A 19,352-nucleotide genomic window follows, 5' to 3' on the forward strand; every position below is an offset into this window, starting at 1 on the left:
AGTTGATAGTCCGCTAGAGATACGACATTCTTAGCATTTGCGCCCAAATGACAGATGCTGTCTGATGATGAAATGCGTCGACAAGACAAGGATCGAGGAATGGTGACAGAGTAAAAAATGTAACTTTCTTACTTTCAAATACGTTTATTACCTTAAGTACCTCTACAAAGGAGGAGGCTTATGTTGAAAAGAAAAAAAGCGCTTGTGACGAACTTCTCTATTTATACGCCAAGAAAAAAGGGGTGTCCATCCCTGAAGAGGAATTGAGACGGTTTATAGATGAGCAGAAAGCTGTGTTGGAAGTGACGGATCAAGCGGAAATGGCAGCGTGGATGCAAGAGCGCATCCGCCTGACAGGAATGGAAGAAGAGTCGTTCAGGCAAGAAAACACAAATTCAATAAAGGTAAACGGGGATGCTCTGGAGAAATCTAAACCGTAAACACGTGAACGGATGGATGAGTGATTAATGATGAAAATTGCTGGGGTTATTATACTTGCTCTATTATTATCTGGCTGTACCCTATGGGGTGGAGAAAAGGAAGCAGAACAGTCCTCTCCACCCCCTGCTGTATCCGATGCGGAAGCAGCCTTAACGCCTGTACCCACAACGGTCACCGCTGAACTCGAACCATTCCATACCGAGCAAGCCATCCATATTGGCAAGAGCGACCAGGGCGACGTGTATGAAGCTTTCGGCCATCTTTATCTCTTCGGAGCCGATCAGCAAGCCGTTGAGATCGGCGATCCCGCTGTGCCAAAGCGGGGAGCCAAACTATCGAAGGACGGCTCCGTTATCGCCTACCAATTTATGGACACGACCAATTTGAGCAGCCCGCTAGCTATAGCCCTTCATGCCATCGATACTGACAAGGTGACTGTGCTGGATACATACTCCCATTTGCCTGTGCTTGGCGATCACCTCTGGGTAGGTGATCAAGTTCTCGTCATGAATGCCAGCCAGTCGCATGCTCCGGTGTTCGCCATGTACAGCGGCAGCACTGGGGAGCGGACAAGAACGGGTCAAGTATTCCAGCGGCTGCAGGGGACGGACATCCAGAGCAGCTATCTGCTTCGGTTTGATCCGCCTGAGGAATTGGAATCGACCGTGAGTAAAGATTATCCGATTACGATCTCTGTGCTGACATCCGACGGCGCGTTGCATGATTTGTTGAAAGAATCTTTCTATGAGACGCAATTCCTGGATGTTCGCTTGTCGGAGGATCGTTCCGCTATCGCCGTATGGACGCATCTCGTACCGGACAATTCCTCTCAGCTCATGCTAGCTGCCGTGGACCCAGCAACTTGGAAAACTGGCGAATGGCAGACGTATAAGACCGCACCCAAGAAGGAAGGCTTCATCCGGTTCCACACAGACCGGCAAATCGTGCTGCTAAGCAACGAGCAGAGCTTCCGGCTTCCTTCTCCGATTGATCCGTCTTAAGCGTTCTGCTCATCCGCTGGCTATGCAACTGGTTCACACCGTGACTATTGTTCCATGGAACCTGCATATGAGCCAACATGCGAAAGCTCCGTAAGGCTAATGCCTTACGGAGCTTCTTTACAATACGTCCCATGAGAGGGCCGTCTATAGTTTCGTTAAGATAACTGGACCGTCCTCTGTAATCGCGATGGTATGCTCATATTGAGCGGACAGGGAACCGTCAACGGTACGCGCCGTCCAGCCGTCCGAGTCGATCTTCATGCGGTGCGATCCCGTCGTCAGTATCGGCTCGATCGTAAAGACCATGCCTTCCTTAAGCCGGACGCCTTTGCCCGCAGGTCCGTAGTGGAGCACTTGCGGCTCCTCATGCATCTTCTGACCGATGCCATGGCCCGTGAAATCTCGCACGACCGCGTAGCCCTTTGATTCGGCATACTTTTGGATTACATTCGACACGTCGCCGAGCCGATTGCCGACGACGGCTTTTTCGATCCCGAGATAGAGCGACTCCTCTGTCGTTTTCAGCAGGTCGTCCGCTTTCTCGGACACTTCGCCTACACGGTAGGACCAGGCTGAATCGGCTAGCTAGCCGTTTAAGTTGACGACCATATCGATCGTTACGATATCCCCATCCTTAAGCGGATTTTTGGCAGGAAAGCCGTGGCACATCACTTCATTAATTGACGCGCATGTTGCATATGGAAAGCCGTGATAGCCCTTCTGCTCCGGCGTTGCGCCGTTCTCAGCCAGAAAACGCTCTACGAATTGCTCGATCTCCCAGGTGGTAACACCCGGCTTGAGCATAGCTTCTATCTCCTGATGGCACTGTGCCAGAAGCACGCCAGCCTCACGCATCTTGGCAATTTCTTCTTTTGTTTTCAACACAATCATTTCATTCACCCTCAAATCTTATTGCTTTTCCTCCCCTATTATATCGCGTTTCCCCGCTTCGGTTCTACCCGCAATGAGATGAGAGCGCGTCGATGCCGTTATTATCCAGGCTATGGACAACGCTTTCTGGCCAGTTTCTTCAGATCAATCGGTAGTGATCCAACATTGATCATTCGGGCTAAACCCTTGCCATGGCTGGTATCAGACCCGGTTGCAATCATAGCGATTTCCTCCGTTATCGGGGAGTGGATGAGTATGCTAGTCCATTATTTGCGAATTGCGATGAACAAGCCGACTTCCTTCGTGATGTGTACAGCGCCTTCAGCGCTTATCGCTTCATTCAGCATAAATGCTAATTTGGCTAAGCGGGTGTCGGTCAGATTTTCCCGGCCGCCGGGCGTCGTTCTTATGTAGGCGATCAGCGGCTTGGCATCCGTCACTTGCAAAGCATCTTCATATCGCTGTAAGCGGATATTCCCAAAACCGGCAGCATCCAGCTGATCCTCTCCGTTCTCCAGCCCGAATTCACAGGCGAAATCCTGCCGCCCCGTATCATACCCGGGATTAATGGCGCTTAGAAGCCCTTTTACTTCCTTCATATGGTTCATTCCCATCGTCGAAGCGAACAGCACGCCCCCAGGCTTAAGTACACGCCGGATTTCCTTTAACGATTGATGCCGCTCGCTCACATGATAGAGCATATGATTGGCAAATACCGCATCGAAGCTTGCGTCGGGAAAAGGAATCGAACGCGCATCGGCTGGAGTGAAGCGGAACCGGTCGGCAGGCACGCTATGCCGGAGCCTGTCCTTGGCATCATGAAGCATCCCTTCCGACAGGTCAGTTAGTATCACGTCCCAATCCGCCGGTATCCGGTCCGCATTGCGTTCCCACAGCGCTCCGTCCCCGCAGCCTAGCTCAAGAATTTTGCTCCGCTCGGGTATAACGATCCGGTCGAACAGCCATTGATGCCACTTATACGGGTTGATGCTGAATTCATCATGCAGGTGAATCCTCGTCTGCAGATTAAATGCATTCTCATACTCCTGATTGACGACCCGGATAATGGATGCGAACAGCTCCCATGCGGGACTGCTCTCACGATCCCCGGCAGACGAGGGCTTATCCTCCTCCTCGTTCTCCAAGCTTTCCAGCAGTGACAGCGTCTCCTTCACCGTTTTTTGGACAAGGCGAAGATGCTCCATTTTCTGCCCGATAATGGTGCTCTGAACTCGCAGGGATTCCTTCAGATCCACATTAAGTCCGTCTTTATGAATGATCCGGCTGATCTCGTCAATGGTGAGTCCGATATATTTGAGCGTCAGGATTTGTTGAAGCCGCGCGAGGTCCTGTTTCGAATAATACCGGTGTCCCGATTCCGTTCGGTGGCTCGGCGTTAACAGCCCTACCTTATCGTAAAAACGCACTGTACGTATCGTGACTCCCGCTTTATCCGCAAATTGTCCTGCGGTCATCCATTCTCCAGCTCGCAACTGCATGCACGTATCCCCCGTGTTATCGTTATCGCTTACCATCTCATCTAATACCAGTATAATAGATGACCATACGTCACCTACAAGCTTTATTGCAAAGTTGCGGAATTGTTGGCTTGAATCCAGCTGGAAGCAAGGAGTTCGAGAGTACAGCACCGAATAAAAAAGAGTACGTGTGGAGGTGGCGCCTTGGATCAGCTTATCTACCCGAAGTGATTCAGAAAGCGCTATGCTCAAAGAGCAGCGTTGCAGAAGCTGCTTTCCTCTGCTCAGATTATCCGTATATGTCAATTATAAACGGCTGAAGCCTCCCCGATTGAATCGGAAAGGCTCCAAAACTGGGTCATTTCACGCCAAATTGTGCAGGCAGCTCGGAGACAAAGCCGAAGTGGCGGGCAATGATGTGAACGATTCTTTGCGACGCTAGTCCGTCCCCGAATGGATTAATAGCATTCGACATGGCGGCATAGAGCGCTTGATCCGTCAGCAGTCTGGTCGCCACCGCATGGATCGCGGACTCTTCCGTCCCTGTCAGATAGACCGCATTGGCTGCTACAGCCTCCGGCCGCTCCGTCGTATCGCGCATTAAGATAAGCGGCTTGTTGAACACGGGCGCCTCCTCCTGGAGCCCTCCGGAATCGCTCAGAATCAGATAGGAGCGGGCTAATAAATTGATCATGTCCGGGTAGTCGATCGGATCAAGCAAATGGATGCGATCATGGTCCGATAGCATGCTGTAGGCTGTCTCGCGGACAGTTGGGCTAAGATGAACGGGATACACGACGGCAACATCCGGATGCTCGTCCGCTATTCGCCGTATGGCTCGGAACATATTCTGCATAGGAACGCCAACGTTTTCTTTTCGATGAGCGGTAACCGTTATGATCCTTCCCTGTTGATTCAAGATAGGTTTTAATCCATCTTCGTGAAAGTCGTATTGAGCGTCATAAGTCAATAGAGCAGCATCAACGGCCGTTTGGCCGGTAACATAAATATGGTGTTCCTCGTAACCATCTCGCAGAAGATTGTCCTTGCTCAGAGATGTGGGTGCGAACATTAAGTCGGACACGACATCGACGATTTTGCGATTGATTTCTTCCGGCCAAGGTGAATATTTGTTGTGCGAGCGCAGTCCCGCTTCGATATGCCCGACAGGTATTTTATGAAAAAAGGCGGCCATCCCGCCGCATACAGCCGTTTGCGTATCACCGTGAATGAGAATCAGATCCGGGCGTTCTTGGGCGATCAGCTCGTCTAATCCTGCAATGGCGGCGGATGTGATGTAGGCCAGGGATTGATTTTCTTTCATCAGATTGAGGTCGGCATCCGGCTTGATATCAAAATGAGCGAGCGCTTGATGGAGCTGCTCCCGATGCTGACCTGTCAGGATCACTTTTGTGTCAAACCATTCCGCGTGACGCTTTAGCTCCTGGATGACCGGACACATTTTGGTCGCTTCCGGACGTGTTCCGAATATAAGCATGATCTTTTTACGATTTGTTTTTATGATGAAAACCTCCTCTTTAGTTTTACAATTAGGTGTGGATAAACGCTCCACAGCGTCAATTCCCCTCGATTATCGCCATTTCCCAGCTCCCTTCCTACTAATCGAGCGCTTCGAAAATAAGCGTAAGCGGTGACGTTACGTCACATGCAAGAGAGAATAAAGAATCGAGGTAAAAAGCTTGAAATATATCGAAATAGGCAAAGGCAATACCTGGTTCATTAGAACTGAGACTGAACTCAGTGATGGATCGGAAATTGAACAGCGAGGAGTTGTAAAGCCGATCCTGTTTCACTCTGCTTACTTGAGAGTTTGGATTGGCAAGACTGTGTACATCTGGGATACAAAAGAAGGATTCAAAAAAACGAAAAAGTCGCGTCGAACGCTTAAGATCGTTTTTGGACTGACAAGTTATGTAAGTAATGATGAATCTCAACCTCAAAAGTCCTAAGGCACACTGCTTTAATCAACTGTCTAAGTCATCGCGTATAGCCAAAAAGAGCCTCAACCCACCGCAGTGAAAGTTGAAGCTCTCTAGTCTCTTTTTGCAGTTTCATCAAACAGGCTGCATCACCTGCATAAATTTCTCCATCCGCTCCAGCGCCTTCTCCAAATCGACCAGCGAGGTCGCATAGGAGCAGCGAATAAAACCCTCGCCCCCTGGCCCGAACACATGACCCGGAACGACCGCTACCTTCGCTTCCTGCATCAGCCGAAGAGCGAATTGCTCAGAAGACATGCCGGTTGAGGCAATGGAAGGAAACGCATAGAAAGCACCCTCAGGCTTATGACATGCCAGCCCGATTGCATTCAAGCCCGCTACAAACAGCTTGCGGCGTTCGTTATAGCTTGCCATCATCTCATCCTTGGCAGCCAAGCCATGACGCAATGATTCAAGCGCGGCAATCTGTGCAAGGGTAGGTGCGCACATCGTCGTGTACTGGTGGATTTTCAGCATGCCGCCAATCAGCTCTCGCGGGCCGCAAGCATAGCCAACCCGCCAGCCTGTCATTGCAAATGCTTTGGAGAAGCCGCTAATGACAATCGTGCGCTCCTTCATGCCCGGCAGGGAGGCGACACTGATATGCTGTCTCTCATAAGTCAGCTCGGCATACACTTCATCTGATATGACAACCAGATTATGTTTGATAATAAGCTCAGCAATCGGCTTCCAATCCTGCTCCGTCATCACTGCTCCGGTTGGATTGCTCGGATAATTGATCATCAGGACCTTTGACTGGGGTGTAATCGCCGCTTGCAGCGCTTGCGGAGTCAGCTTGAACTGCTGCTCCGCCATAGTTGCTACCTCTACGATTTTACCGCCATGCAATTGGGCGATTGGATCATAAGCAATATAGCTCGGCGCCGGAATCAGCACCTCATCCCCAGGATTAATAACCGCCCGCAGCGCCAGATCGACGGCTTGACTGCTTCCCACCGTCACAATGATTTCTTGCTCGGGGTCGTAGGAAAGCGCGAAGCTGCCCAAAAAATAACTTGAAAGCTCCTCACGCAGCTCCATCAATCCAGCATTGGAGGTGTATTTCGTCTGTCCTTCACGCAATGCCTGAATGCAGGCCTCGCGCACCTTTTCCGGTGTAACAAAATCCGGCTCTCCAACGCCAAGAGCAATCGTATCGTCTCCTGCCGCTTTCAGACCAAAAAAAGCGCGAATGCCTGACGGCTGAATTTCCCTTACGCGAGAAGATAAAAACTGACCTGAACCTGCTTCACTATACATAGTGCATCTTCCCCCATTCCTGTTTCCGCTCATGGAGCGAGCTCGCAATGATACGGTCCAGCAGCTGGGAAAAGCTAATATTCTGCGCTGCTGCGCTCTTGGGAAGGAGGCTGGTAGCGGTCATTCCCGGCAACGTGTTGACTTCCAGCACATAAGGGATATCCTGACACAAGATCATATCGACTCTAGCATAGACCTTGCACTGCAACAGACGATAGCTCGCAAGCGCCGCCTCTCTCACAGACTGCTCGATGACGGGAGGAAGCTGAATCACCTGCTCTTCTGCGCCGCCAGCTTCATATTTCGCTTTGTAATCGAACCATTCCGAATGCGCGGAGCGAATGCCGATAATCGGCAATACTTCGCCATCCACAATGGAGCACGTTATCTCCGTCCCCTTCATATAGCGCTCGATCAAGATCGTTTGATCCAGGCTGCAGGCTTCTTGTACCGCTGCCTGCAGCTCCTTCTCATTATGAACAAGCTGGATGCCGATGCTGGAGCCTCCTGTATTTGGCTTAACAATAACAGGGTAGCCCAGTCTCTCGACCGCTTGCGGATCGTAATCCTGCAGCCCTTGCCAGCAGAACCCTACAGGCGTATGCACGCCCGCCCCATTCAACAACATCTTGGACAGCTGCTTATTCATACACAGGCTGCTGGCCAAGACACCGCTGCCGGTGTATGGAATCCCCAGCGTCTCCAGCGCGCCCTGCACCGTTCCGTCTTCCCCGAACTGGCCATGCAGCGCCAATATTGCGAGGTCAATGCCTGCCTGTTGAACCTTCGTAATCAGATCGACTCGCTGATCAATCACGATCGGAACCACCTCATAGCGGCTCCGGTCCAAATGGTTGACGATCTCTTGACCAGTCTGCAAAGATACCTCACGCTCAGAGGAAATACCGCCCATAATGACGCCGATTTTCATCCTAACACCCCATTTATCATTTTGCGTTCCTCATCTTGCTTGCCTGCTCGCCGATGATCCTGATTCCCCGCTCGATATTCTCATCCGACACTCTTGAAAATCCAATGCGAAGCGTGTTCGTCCCTTCGCCTTCATGAATGAAAAAGCGGTCTCCCGGCGTAAAGATAACGCCTTGTTCCCTGCAGGTAGCCAGCAGTTGACGTGTATTTACGCCCTTTGAGAAGGTTAGAAACAAATGCAATCCCCCGTCGCCTGTCAGCTCCGCGTTGGGAAGATAAGCTTCACAGCATGCTTTGGTTAGTTCATACTTGCGCTTATATTCCGTTCGCGCTTTTTTCACATACTTATCGAAATTGCCGTTGAGCAAATACTGATACAAAATCGATTGATCGATGGTGGAGGTATGGATCGATCTAGCCCGCTTGACGCTTTCCAGATGGTCGATCAGCGCCTTATCTCCAAGCACCCAGCCTACCCGCAAACCGGGAAACAGCACTTTGGAGAAGCTGCCGATATAGATAACGCCGTTACCTTGCCCTGCTGTCGCAATGAGTGGTGCAATATGCGCTCCCGAGTATCGCAACTCCTCGTTAAATCCATCCTCAATCACTGGTACACCGTATCGCGTCATAAGCTTCATAACGGCGCTGCGCTTCTCCGGCGACATGACAATACCGGTCGGATTGTGATAGGAAGGCGTCAGATAAGCCAGGTCGAACGTGCCTCCCTGCTTCAACACCTGCTCGAGCTTCTCAGTAGAAATACCGTCGCGCTCCATCGGTATCCCGGTAATTTGGTAGCCTTGCAGCTTCAAATTTTTGAGCGCCGTATGATGCGTCGGATTTTCACAAATAGCTGCTCCGCTTCGTGATTCAGGTCGCAGTGCAGACAAAACAATGTCGAAGCCTTCCGTAAAGCCGTTTGTGATGAGCATATCTTTGCCGCTGAGATCGACGCCCTTATTCTCCATATACCGCATCAAGTAGTCGATAAGAGGCTTATAGCCCTTGGCGTATCCGTAATTGAGCAGCACCTGCCCTTCGATCGCCATCCGGTCCATGAAGGCTCGCCTGACATCTCCCAGATCGAACAAATGCTCATCCGGCGCAATGCTGGTGAACGATATCATGCCCTTCGAACCGCGAATGCCCGGCTTCATAATATCCAGCTCAACTGCCGATAGGGCATATCGGTTCATTCTTGCCTTCCAATCAATCTGAAGGCTTGAAGAGCCGTTTGATTCGCTGCTGTCTGCTGCCGAGTGGCCTGACATCACGGCTACATAGCTGCCTTTGCCGGGAATCGCATACGCAAAACCGTCATCCTCCAGGCTTTCGTACGCGGCAATAACCGTATTGCGGCTTACCTTCAGCAGAGCGCTCATTTCTCGTGTGGAGGGCAGCTTCTGATCTGACTGAAGCGCCCCTTTTATAATTAAACGTTGCATGTATTCTTTCACTTGTATGACGACCGGCCGGTCACCAACGTGCTTGAAATCCTGGAACACTATTCATCGCCCCCACTTACATGATGGCATAGTCGCGTTGCGAAAAAAAGAACCACCCCATTGGATTTTTCATCCTTGGGTGGTTCCAATGCATCTAAGATACTTCTGCACAATAGCATGTGAGCAGTTATTGGACTATTTGTCCTTATAACAGAAAATGAGGTTAACCAGATTGAAACACTATTTGGAAATAGTGTCCATCACTGCCTCCTTTCACTCTTCGACTTCCTTAGCTTTTGCCGCAATAACCGCATCATTCACAGCGCTTTCCATTTTATCCATTACGTCGTCCACTGATTTTGTGCCCATAATGAGCTCAGCCAATAAGGGGGCTGCCGCTACATATGCAATCCCTTCGTAGATGCTTGGTCTATCTAATTCAGGTAGATCCATCTCAAACAATGCTTTTAAGTTTTTGTTTTGGAGCTCCGGAATATTTTTTCCAAAATTATCATTATGAGTAAATTCGTTGAGTACAGTTCCTGATCCATTTTCCACCATGTACTTTTGCAGTTCATCCGATACCAGATATTTTATGATCTCAAACGCGCTTTCTTTATTTTTACTTTCACTGTTGATGTGAAGAGAAACTGTCCTCGTTCCAGATCCTATATTGGAAATGGCATCAACTCGGGGGAAGGTCACCAAATCGATATCTTGATTGTTGGCGGCTCCCAGTACGATTGGATCTACCAGAACACCAAGATACATTGCCGTTGTCCCGTGTTTCAAAAAGCCATCTGGGTAAATCAAAAAACTCCTCGTCGGTCTATTCCCGTTCTTTTCATAAAGGTTATCAATCTTTTGTACCACTTCCAATAATTCGGAAGATGATTTGAATTGATCGGTTTGCGGATCCAAAACCGTGACGTTGAATTGATCTAATAGCATTTGTAATCCGCCGCCACTTAAAAGGTCTAGACCTACATATTTCGATCCGTTAGGAAAATCAGAGAACTGACTTGCAAGTAGGATCACATCGTCCCAAGTCATTCCATCGGTCGGATAGGGAATATCGAAAGCATCGAAAGGGGCTTTATTATAAAATAATGCGGTTAATAACCTTTGGACTGGCAACCCATATAACTCGCCGTTCTCACCGGAGTTTCTTTCTAATAGAGCCGGAGGAAATTGGGTTAAATCCACATTCTCACTGCTTATATAAGGACTTAAGTCCGTATAGAATTTATCCCGCAAATGGGGCGGGACGGCCGCGAAATCAGTATCAAGAATAATATCGGGTAACTTCTTTTCTTCGTACAATGATTCGATTTCATTGTAAAGAAGGATCTCATAGGTCATTTCATAATTTGGAAATGCGTTGTTAATTGCCGTTTGAAGATCTTCTCGAATCTCCCCAGGAGCACCAATCGACAATTTTATATTTTCTTTCTGTACGGGACCCACTTTGGAGCATCCTGCTATAATCAATACAATTAATATGCACATTACGAAAATTTTTTTCAATAAATTACCTCCCGCATAATTTGTCAATTTTTTAAAAGATGCTTAGGTATCACGAATTCAGGACTAGATGTCTAAGTAAAATTATACATTAATATATATGTTTTTGGTATAATTTCTTGGGAATATATAGGCGTGATGGCATAGCCGCGTCATGAAAAGAAGAACCACCCCGCTGGATTTTTCATCCCTGGTGGTCTATGATACTTCTGCAACGTTGTGCTCCTTTTCAAATAACGACGAATACAATCCGCCTTTTGTATCGTAGATAATCGTGGACCAATCGTCACGTCGAATGTCTTGAAGCGGTTTTCCATTAATTAATATTTCGCCATGCTGAGGTTCATAGACGAATAATTGAGCAACCGTTGACTTTTCTCCCCCGCTTGATCCTACGAATGCATTTTTTTGCCTGCCGGTAAATCGAGGGATAAATAATTGTAATATACTGTATACAATCATTAAATTATACGTGAAATAACAAAATTGTGATTGATTCTTTTTAGACCTTCATAATAAAACAAGCGACCTTCGGAGCGGTTAACCGTCTTCTCGAAGATCGCTTGTTTCTATCCTCGATAATAACTCACAGTATAGTGATTGCCAATCATGACCACGAGTGGAACCTATCGTTTCCCGGTTATTGTACAACTTCAAAACGAAGTCTCATGGAGCCGCTCGTTTCATAAAGTTGTGTACCAATGAGCTTCAGGTCGTTTCTTGCGGCAATGCCATCCAGGTATCTCTTACCGCTCCCAAGGATGACAGGGTGGGTAATCATGTTGATTTCGTCCACGAAACCTGCATTTAATAGACTTTGCACAAGGCTGGCACTCCCCGGAACGATAATATTTCCTTCGATGTTGCTCTTAAGCGCTGTTATTCGTTCACCTAAATCGCCGGCGAGGAGTGAAATCGTGTCGCCGAAGTCCCCCCATTGCGCTTCAAGCTCGCGGTTGCCCGTAACCACATACTTGGGAGTCTTGTTCATAGCTTCAGCAAATTCCCCCTCCTGGAATGGCCAAAAGGTAGAAAGCCCCTCGTAATTAACCCTTCCCATTAAGATGGCATCAGCTTCCTGAAACATTGCGAGATTGTCGGCAGTGGAATCTATAATTCCAGGCATTGCCCAGTCCACCATGTTATTTTCGTTACCTTGCGGTCCTGTATAGATCCCATCCAACGTACAGCTTACCGATGCAATAATTTTACCCATCTATATCTCCCCGATTCATCATTAGTTTGGTTGACTTTCAATTGTTATATGATATATTTGCACTGTACAATTAAACCTCGTGGACTTTCCGGCCGCCTGCATCTCCCAATGACTTGCGGCTGGGACCATGGAGGTTTTTTATGTGAATGCAATCAAATTTGCAGCAAGCTTATCTAACGACTGGTTCATGCCCATGATGGCATATTTCAGCATCTCTCCAGCCGTCCATCCATACTCCGTAATCTTAAGCTCCGTTCGTTCGCCTTTGGCAATGAATTCGATAACGAACTCGATATTTCTTGGAAAATCCGATGGTACACCCGCTTCAACCGGGTCGATGGCGCTTCCGTCTCGGTCAGATAAGTAGGAAGAGAATTCAAGCCGCTCCATCGGCACGATTTTCTTATAGACGCCTGCCGAGTACGACTCCATACCGCCTTGCGCATCCGGAGCGCGCATACAGAACACGTATTTCCCGCCTTCGCGAAAATCAATCTCGCATCGAGGCGAGGTATAGTTCGTCGGCCCCCACCATTTCATAACCAGTGTCGGATCTGTCCAAGCCTTCCAAACTAGCTCTACCGGATAATCATACTCGCGCGTAATGACAATATCTTGCTTGTTGGGACTTGCGTTCATCGGGCAGTTCTCCTATTCCTTATGATTGTTTTTCAGCTTCTCCATTTCAGCCTTCAACACGGCATCCAACGCATCCAATCGACTGCTCCAACGCTGCCTCATGTTATAGATCCATTCTTCCAATTCAACCATGGATTCCGTGTTAATCCGATATATGCGCTGTTGCGCTTTTTTCTCTACGTGTACCAAATTGGCTTCTCGAAGAATTTTCAGATGCTGGGAAATAGCCTGCGGGCTGGACTGGAATTGGTTGTGAATATCCGATGCGGGATAACCGTCGTGGTCCGCCAACATTTCTAGAATTCTCCTTCTAGTGGGATCTGCTATAGCCGAGAATAGATCTGCTGGCATATATCGTTTCACTCCTCCTTTCCGTTCAATTAAATCATTCGATCTCAAACCCATAATACACCATTTCTTTTATAAAGCAAACTCTTAATTAAGTATTTGGTTGATAATGATTTATAACATTAAAATAGGGCAGACAATTGACGATATTGCCTGCCCCATTACATCTTTTCAATTTCACGCATGAATGTACAGCTCTTGTGCGCCTTGTCAAAGCCGAGTCGGCACCGTTCCGCGAAGGCACTTCGAACCAGTTTCGAGCGAATTGCCGCGTCTTTATACAGAGCCTCTTCGCCGCTCCTCGGCTTCCAGCAGCTCGAATATATCTTTTTTCAATTTGGCCAACACCTGTTTTTTCATATTTGCTTTATTGGCGTAGCTTCCAAACAGAGATGTTCGAAGATCCTCTTCGTTCCGATATAATCCGGGGAAGGTGTCCAGGATTTCCTTGCGCCGCAGTCTGGTGTACATTTTAAATTTTTGCACAATCTCGTAAGCAACGTCGTTATGCTTGGCGTACAAATCCTCCAGGCCGAGCACGTCGATATTTTTTTGCATGGACGGATGATTTCTCAACGATACTTCCAGCATCTCCTCGGTGAACAGAAAATCAATATTCTCAATATTAAACCGGCACTGCAGCAGCGGGTCCAGATCTTGCGCATCATAAGGCGACAGATCAATGTCTTCTTTGCCTTTGGCATGATTGCAGCATGGACATGACGGAATCAGGTTGTAAAACGACATGGCGAGATACGGATAATCCGATTTGTTATGAAAATGATCCAGTTGGCTCGTCCGTTTCGTTCCCCGCTGCGGGCGGGTCACATTCCCGATGTGATTGCGATTGCATAAAGGGCATACGCGAAGCTTCAATTTGTCCATCAACTGAATTGCGTTGTATCCTGAATTTCCGATCGACTTCCCTTGTCCTTCAGAAAAGTAGTCGTACATCGTTTGGAAATACATTATTTCGCGGGGAAATCCGGCCGGAGACAACGCCGTTCCGCAAATGGACCGTATTTCCCGCAATTGATCCGGCTTCGCCTTAATCACGTATTCAAGCGTAAAACGGGGATCGGAGCGTTGCAGCCATCGCTCCACGGCAGCTACACTGGAGCTTCTGCATTTATTCAGTTGCGCAACGATCTCCGTATAATGCTCATGTGCCAAAGAATCGTGGGAAACCTCATAAATATTAATCATCTCTACCTTCCTCTTTATCGCGAAGTCTCTCCAGCTCCTGCTGCCAATATTTGATTTGTCTCAGTGCATACCGCTCCGGTTCATGATCATCCAGCAATTGCTCATACCGCTCCAGCAGTCTGTCTGCGACCAACGGTTCTCCGACCGAACGTATCGTTGACAGCAAATGCGAAATCGTCCCCTCAGGAATGTAAAAATCCTCCTTTTTCATTTTTTCAAAGTTCCCCAATTCCTGAATCAATTGATTAAGCTTGATTCGCGCGAACTCGCCAACAGTCGTTCCCATAAAGAATCCTAGCGAAAACATATCGTGAATATTGGCGGCGAGCGTTTTTTTGCCGCTGGTTAAGCCGTCTTCAACCGTCAATTTCCGGTTTTTTCGCTCCAAATAAACGACGCTGGAGCTCGGTAAATCCGAAAGCAGAAATGGAGAATGCGAGGTCATAATAATTTGAAAACGGTTATTTGGAAATACAATGGTCAAATAAGAAATGACATCATGAATAAATCTCCGCTGCCATTCCGGATGAAAATAAAGCTCGCCTTCGTCGATCAGCAATAACACATCTCTGGACAATTTTTCATTGTCTCCGAAATATTGTCCGTCCACTCTTGTAAACAATCTGGCAAATAGATTAAGCATCGCCGTCTGTCCCGAGCTTAGGTTATGCCAGCCAAAATCAAGATACGGATACGCCCGGTACGATCCCCGGTAAGCTTGTATAAATTGATGAGATCTGCTTTTCTCTATATCCCCCAATTCAATCGGGATGGAGAATACCCGCTCCGTCCAATCCTCGATTTGTCCTGCGAAAGAATCGTAGAAATTCAATACTTTCATGATATTTTCCAACCAATAGTTATGGTCCTTCTCATTGCTGCGGTTGATCAAAGCTTGCAGAAACCGCCGTGTAAATTGGAAAATCGTCTCCTTTTGCGACTGTACTTTTTCCAGATTGAGCAGTCCGACAATGCTATCCAAATACGGATCATTTTGAAAAGCTGCAAGCTCCTTCAGCAGGCTGCGTACGCTTGCCCTGTATGCGCGGTACATAAAAATGCTCTTTTTCAAGGCTGCTTTTTCCCGGTTAGTGATATCCTTTTTATGAAGCCGTGCCTGCTCGTCGGCTATTTTTTGTTCGATCCATTGGTTGAATTGTACATAGAACGGTGCGTAAGCACCTAATAATTTGTTGATTTCAATCTCTGCATCAGGCCTTGCATCGCGTATGCTTACGGTCAGCCGTTCCGGAAGAGGAATCGGCAGCTCCTGATGATATTCGGCTTTATATTTATGCACAAAGAGCACCTGCCGATGAATTTCCTCATCCCGATGGACGTCGATTTCCTTCTGATCCTCAGCGAAACGCTCCTCCTCCAGCCGTTTTAAACGATCGCCACGAATAAGATAGTTGGTCGATAAATTATAGTAATGGGGAGCCTGATTCTCATAGGAATGATCGAAAACATTGGAAATAAAGATCGCAGAGGATTCCGACAAAGCGCCGGGAAACAATATCTTGGGGGATTCGAAACATGGCGAAATCAACTTTCGTCCTTGTACGTCCTTTAATTCGATGACGGTATCGTCGTACCAGATAAGATGCCGCTCGCGGCTGTCCTTGATGACGATCAGCGCCTGCTGAATTTCCTGACGGTTAAGAACAACATTTTTAATATAATCCAGAAAGCTTGTTTTCCCCGTTCCATTCTCTCCCACGAGCGCCGTAATCTGTTTCACAACGGCTGGTTTCGATGGATCGCCTAAACGGAAGAAATCGGATTGATAATCCGGGTTGTCTGCAACGTGCAAAATTCCATTATCATGATCGAAATGGAAACGATGCTGCGCGCTCAATTGAAAACCGGCTTGTTCGAATTGCAGATACTTTTGAAACCAAATATATAATATTTCCAAGTCGTTCAGCTCCCCGATTATGGTTCTGTCCTCATTCCGTTATCACACAAATACTTGGGCCAAATTTCCTATTTCAGTTATACTCTACAATGCCGACAAAACTCCAGAACTATTTTGATCGGACCAAATGAACCATAGAATCGACTATTTCTTTAACCTCTCTTTCCTATCCTATTCAGGCAAAAAAAATGACCGCCATTCCAACATCCGCGGTTGGAAAGACAGTCAAATTATGGCAGACAATTATCATGTCCGCCCGCTGAATGGGTACGCCGAAGCTTCTATACATGCTATCCATGATTCATCCAACAAATTATCTCGCTCAATTACACTTGCTAAACCCGCAACTGGCACATTGCTTGCAGCCTTCCATATTAATTAACGTCGCAGAGCCGCAGGATGGACATAAATCAATCTCCTGATAGGAGGCGACCTCCATATCTTTTTCCACGCTTTTCAACTCAGACGAGTAATTTTGCTCCCTAGAACTGTCATCCTCCACACTTACTGAAGCCTCCGCCTCTATTCCAGCCGCTTCGTTGTCGCCATGCATCTCCAGCGCCTTCGCGACCGCATCTGCAATCGACTCCACACGATTGACGCCGAAGCCGATGGCGCCGGAGCCGCCGATTCCCTTCAAATGCTTGATGAGCAGCCGGATCTTCTCGCCGTGGTCTCCATAACGCAGGAACAGAGAACACACGCGCCCTAGCGCCTCCGCCATGGCGAACACATCGGAGCCTGCTTTGCCGACGTTCAAGAAAATCTCCGCAGGCGAGCCGTCCAGATCGTTGATCGTAATATAGGCCATGCCAAATGGTGTGTTAATTTTGTACGTCGCGCCTCGCAGCACGGACGGCCGCTTCTTATATTGTCTATCCACTCCTGGAGCTGTATTGGCAGCGGCCACGGGAGATGCTTCGGCTGTCACCGTCGCTTCCAGCGCCGCCCACACTGCCTCACTAGACGATGAGGACACAGCTTCTGCAGCCTTGTCAGATTTTATTGCTCCTACCCTCTCCGCAGCCACAGGTTCCACAGATGGAGTGTCTGCCTGCTCTTTTCCAGCAGCACCCTTGTCCTCTCCGTTCTTATCAGTTGTAGACAGCACCTGCACATCCCGGCTGCCGTCCCGGTAGATCGTAACGCCCTTGCAGCCAAGCTCGTATGCCAGCTCATATAGCCGCTCCGTTTCTTCCACGGTGAAGTCAGCCGGACAATTGGCCGTCTTGGAGATCGAGCTGTCTACCCAACGCTGGATAGCAGCCTGAGTACGGATGTGGTTCTCGGCGGATAATTCCATCGCTGTCACGAAGTAGTCCGGCAATTCCTCGCCGGGATTCGCATCCTTCCACTCTTGCGCAATCGGGACAAGCTGTTTGTCATAGCCGAGCCGGCTCTGGCGGAAGTATTCGAATGCAAAATACGGCTCGATCCCGGTAGACGTACCGACCATTGTACCTGTGCTGCCCGTTGGCGCTTGCGTAATGATCGTCACGTTGCGAATGCCGCTCTTCGCAATCGCCTCGCCTACCTCGGGATACGCCTTGATCATCTCTTTCATAAAGCCGCTCTGTACGTATTTCTCCCGATCAAAAGCAGGGAACGAACCTTTCTCCGAAGCGATGCGCGACGATGCCAAGTAAGCTTCCCTCGCCATAAAGCCGTACAGCTTATCCAGAAAAGCAAGCGACTCCTCGCTGCCGTATCGGATTCCGAGCTTAATCATCAGCTCCGCAAGCCCCATCGTTCCCAGGCCGATCCGCCGCTCGCGCTTCTGGTTTTGCTCATTTTCCTCAAAATGGTACGGCGTCTTGTCGATGACATTGTCAAGGAATCGGACGGACCACTGCGTGACTTTGCCAAGCTCTGCCCAATCGACATCCCTTTTCCCAGCATCGTAGAATTTGGACAGATTAATCGCGGACAAGTTGCATACGCCCCAGCCCGGCAAGCCCTGTTCGCCGCATGGATTCGTCGAGACAATCGGGTTAAAGTACCAGCTGTTCGACATCTTGTTGTAACGCTCCATGAAGACAACGCCAGGCTCTGCCGACTTCCATGCCGAACCGATGATCCGATGCCAGATATCTTTGGCTCTAAGCTTCTTGTAGGTCAAAATATTTTTGCCGAGACTGCGCCATGCGTCCAGATCGCCCGTCCAGAGCTCATCAAAATCCGGGTCTTTCGTATCCGGGAAGACGAGCTCCCATTCCAGGTCGCGCTTGACCGCGTCCATGAACGAATCACTAACACAGACTGATAAATTCGCGTTTGTAACCTCACCCATCTTTTCTTTCACTGTTATAAATTCAAGGAGATCAGGATGCCAATCGTTCAGCATGAGCATTAATGCACCGCGTCTGCTGCCGCCTTGCTCGATCAAGCCCGTCGTATAGCTGAACAAGCCTCCCCAAGAGACGGAACCGCTGGAGCTCCCGTTGACTCCGGCGACGATGGCTCTGCGAGGTCGGAGCGAAGAGAGATTCATGCCAACACCGCCGCCGCGCGCCATGATCTCGGTCATATCCATGAGCGTCTTCATAATGCCGCCGCGGCTATCATGCGGAGACGGGACGACATAGCAATTGAACAAGGTCAGCTCATCGCTCGCCCCTGCTCCCGCCGCAATGCGCCCACCAGGCACCAGCTTCCAATCGTCCAGGATCTCGCGGAACTTCCGCTCCCACTCTACTTGCTTGGCCGGCGTACGCTCAACAGAAGCCATGGCTTCGGCAAGCCGGTCCCACATCTGCTCCGGCGACAGCTCGATCGGGTGGGTCAGCCGACCGGTCGTCGTCTGCAGCAATTCACCGTCACTAGTCTTGACGGTTACTGAATCCCCATCGCGGCTGACAACTTCAACGACCTCCTTCACAGGAAACTTCGCATCGTCCTTCAGCAGCGCAAGCACCGTGTCCCCAGCTTTCACCCGCCGCGCATCCTCATGCTTGCGCGCATACCGGTCCAAAAAGATTTTTTCGCTCAAACCCGTTAATCTCCGCATTCCGATTCTCTCCCTTCACTCCTATGAATCACAACTATTATCAAC

Annotated in this window: 15 protein-coding genes and 1 pseudogene; 3 read left to right on the forward strand and 13 right to left on the reverse strand. The window is 48.8% G+C overall.

Going from position 1 to position 19,352, the window contains the following annotated elements:
* Nucleotides 1–296: 296 nt before the first annotated feature.
* Both D3P07_RS26715 and D3P07_RS01560 read left to right on the forward strand, forming a co-directional pair.
* Nucleotides 297–440 (forward strand): hypothetical protein, encoded by a 144-nt coding sequence (locus D3P07_RS26715; protein ID WP_182914139.1) that lies wholly within the window; start codon nucleotides 297–299, stop codon nucleotides 438–440.
* 27 nt (nucleotides 441–467) lie between these two features.
* Nucleotides 468–1,442, forward strand: a complete 975-nt coding sequence (locus D3P07_RS01560) for a hypothetical protein (RefSeq protein ID WP_119798333.1) — start codon at nucleotides 468–470, stop codon at nucleotides 1,440–1,442.
* 144 nt (nucleotides 1,443–1,586) lie between these two features.
* On the opposite strand, the pseudogene map reads toward D3P07_RS01560, so the two are convergent.
* The 3 genes and pseudogenes from map to wecB form a co-directional block, all read right to left on the reverse strand.
* Nucleotides 1,587–2,333, reverse strand: a pseudogene (gene map, locus D3P07_RS01565) (type I methionyl aminopeptidase).
* 266 nt (nucleotides 2,334–2,599) lie between these two features.
* On the reverse strand, nucleotides 2,600–3,832 hold the full coding sequence (locus tag D3P07_RS01570) for a MerR family transcriptional regulator (RefSeq protein ID WP_182914140.1): 1,233 nt from the start codon (nucleotides 3,830–3,832) through the stop codon (nucleotides 2,600–2,602).
* 337 nt (nucleotides 3,833–4,169) lie between these two features.
* Complete coding sequence (wecB, locus tag D3P07_RS01575; RefSeq protein WP_182914141.1) at nucleotides 4,170–5,309, reverse strand: non-hydrolyzing UDP-N-acetylglucosamine 2-epimerase; 1,140 nt, start codon at nucleotides 5,307–5,309, stop codon at nucleotides 4,170–4,172.
* A gap of 202 nt (nucleotides 5,310–5,511) precedes the next feature.
* On the opposite strand from wecB, the gene D3P07_RS01580 reads away from it, so the two are divergent.
* Nucleotides 5,512–5,781 carry a DUF3977 family protein gene (locus D3P07_RS01580; RefSeq protein WP_119798335.1) on the forward strand — a complete coding sequence of 90 codons (270 nt, stop codon included), beginning with the start codon at nucleotides 5,512–5,514 and terminating at the stop codon, nucleotides 5,779–5,781.
* Between the two features lie 105 nt (nucleotides 5,782–5,886).
* Here D3P07_RS01580 and D3P07_RS01585 read toward each other — a convergent pair whose 3' ends face one another.
* The 10 genes from D3P07_RS01585 to D3P07_RS01630 all read right to left on the reverse strand — a co-directional run bounded on the left by D3P07_RS01585 (nucleotide 5,887) and on the right by D3P07_RS01630 (nucleotide 19,307).
* Complete coding sequence (locus tag D3P07_RS01585) at nucleotides 5,887–7,071, reverse strand: aminotransferase class I/II-fold pyridoxal phosphate-dependent enzyme (protein WP_119798336.1); 1,185 nt, start codon at nucleotides 7,069–7,071, stop codon at nucleotides 5,887–5,889.
* The gene (locus D3P07_RS01590; RefSeq protein ID WP_119798337.1) at nucleotides 7,064–8,002 is read right to left on the reverse strand and encodes a D-alanine--D-alanine ligase; all 939 of its coding nucleotides are present in this window, start codon (nucleotides 8,000–8,002) and stop codon (nucleotides 7,064–7,066) included. Before D3P07_RS01590 ends, D3P07_RS01585 begins: the two co-directional genes overlap by 8 nt.
* A 16-nt stretch (nucleotides 8,003–8,018) precedes the next feature.
* Entirely contained in the window at nucleotides 8,019–9,509 is a 1,491-nt protein-coding gene (locus D3P07_RS01595) for an aminotransferase-like domain-containing protein (protein ID WP_119798338.1), read from the reverse strand.
* 213 nt (nucleotides 9,510–9,722) lie between these two features.
* On the reverse strand, nucleotides 9,723–10,976 hold the full coding sequence (locus D3P07_RS01600) for an ABC transporter substrate-binding protein (protein ID WP_119798339.1): 1,254 nt from the start codon (nucleotides 10,974–10,976) through the stop codon (nucleotides 9,723–9,725).
* Nucleotides 10,977–11,613: 637 nt separating this feature from the next.
* Entirely contained in the window at nucleotides 11,614–12,189 is a 576-nt protein-coding gene (locus D3P07_RS01605) for a dihydrofolate reductase family protein (protein ID WP_119798340.1), read from the reverse strand.
* A 138-nt stretch (nucleotides 12,190–12,327) separates the two neighbouring features.
* On the reverse strand, nucleotides 12,328–12,828 hold the full coding sequence (locus tag D3P07_RS01610; RefSeq protein ID WP_119798341.1) for an SRPBCC family protein: 501 nt from the start codon (nucleotides 12,826–12,828) through the stop codon (nucleotides 12,328–12,330).
* A 12-nt stretch (nucleotides 12,829–12,840) separates the two neighbouring features.
* A complete protein-coding gene (locus D3P07_RS01615) occupies nucleotides 12,841–13,233 on the reverse strand; it encodes an ArsR/SmtB family transcription factor (RefSeq protein WP_310732511.1) in 393 nt (130 codons plus the stop codon).
* Nucleotides 13,234–13,452: 219 nt separating this feature from the next.
* Nucleotides 13,453–14,382 carry a hypothetical protein gene (locus tag D3P07_RS01620; protein WP_119798343.1) on the reverse strand — a complete coding sequence of 310 codons (930 nt, stop codon included), beginning with the start codon at nucleotides 14,380–14,382 and terminating at the stop codon, nucleotides 13,453–13,455.
* Nucleotides 14,375–16,300: an AAA family ATPase gene (locus tag D3P07_RS01625; protein ID WP_182914142.1), complete on the reverse strand. Its 1,926-nt coding sequence runs from the start codon at nucleotides 16,298–16,300 to the stop codon at nucleotides 14,375–14,377. Before D3P07_RS01625 ends, D3P07_RS01620 begins: the two co-directional genes overlap by 8 nt.
* 322 nt (nucleotides 16,301–16,622) lie before the next feature.
* Nucleotides 16,623–19,307 carry an adenosylcobalamin-dependent ribonucleoside-diphosphate reductase gene (locus tag D3P07_RS01630; RefSeq protein ID WP_119798345.1) on the reverse strand — a complete coding sequence of 895 codons (2,685 nt, stop codon included), beginning with the start codon at nucleotides 19,305–19,307 and terminating at the stop codon, nucleotides 16,623–16,625.
* Nucleotides 19,308–19,352: the final 45 nt, after the last annotated feature.

Source organism: Paenibacillus sp. 1011MAR3C5 (assembly GCF_003591485.1).
Lineage (GTDB): Bacteria > Bacillota > Bacilli > Paenibacillales > Paenibacillaceae > Pristimantibacillus.

Coding starts and splice junctions, on each gene's coding strand:
- D3P07_RS01560 (WP_119798333.1), top strand. CDS start 468: ATGATGAAAATTGCTGGGGTTATTATACTTGCTCTATTATTATCTGGC.
- D3P07_RS01570 (WP_182914140.1), bottom strand. CDS start 3,832: ATGCAGTTGCGAGCTGGAGAATGGATGACCGCAGGACAATTTGCGGAT.
- wecB (WP_182914141.1), bottom strand. CDS start 5,309: ATGCTTATATTCGGAACACGTCCGGAAGCGACCAAAATGTGTCCGGTC.
- D3P07_RS01585 (WP_119798336.1), bottom strand. CDS start 7,071: ATGTATAGTGAAGCAGGTTCAGGTCAGTTTTTATCTTCTCGCGTAAGG.
- D3P07_RS01590 (WP_119798337.1), bottom strand. CDS start 8,002: ATGAAAATCGGCGTCATTATGGGCGGTATTTCCTCTGAGCGTGAGGTA.
- D3P07_RS01605 (WP_119798340.1), bottom strand. CDS start 12,189: ATGGGTAAAATTATTGCATCGGTAAGCTGTACGTTGGATGGGATCTAT.
- D3P07_RS01610 (WP_119798341.1), bottom strand. CDS start 12,828: ATGAACGCAAGTCCCAACAAGCAAGATATTGTCATTACGCGCGAGTAT.
- D3P07_RS01615 (WP_310732511.1), bottom strand. CDS start 13,233: ATGGGTTTGAGATCGAATGATTTAATTGAACGGAAAGGAGGAGTGAAA.
- D3P07_RS01620 (WP_119798343.1), bottom strand. CDS start 14,382: ATGATTAATATTTATGAGGTTTCCCACGATTCTTTGGCACATGAGCAT.
- D3P07_RS01630 (WP_119798345.1), bottom strand. CDS start 19,307: ATGCGGAGATTAACGGGTTTGAGCGAAAAAATCTTTTTGGACCGGTAT.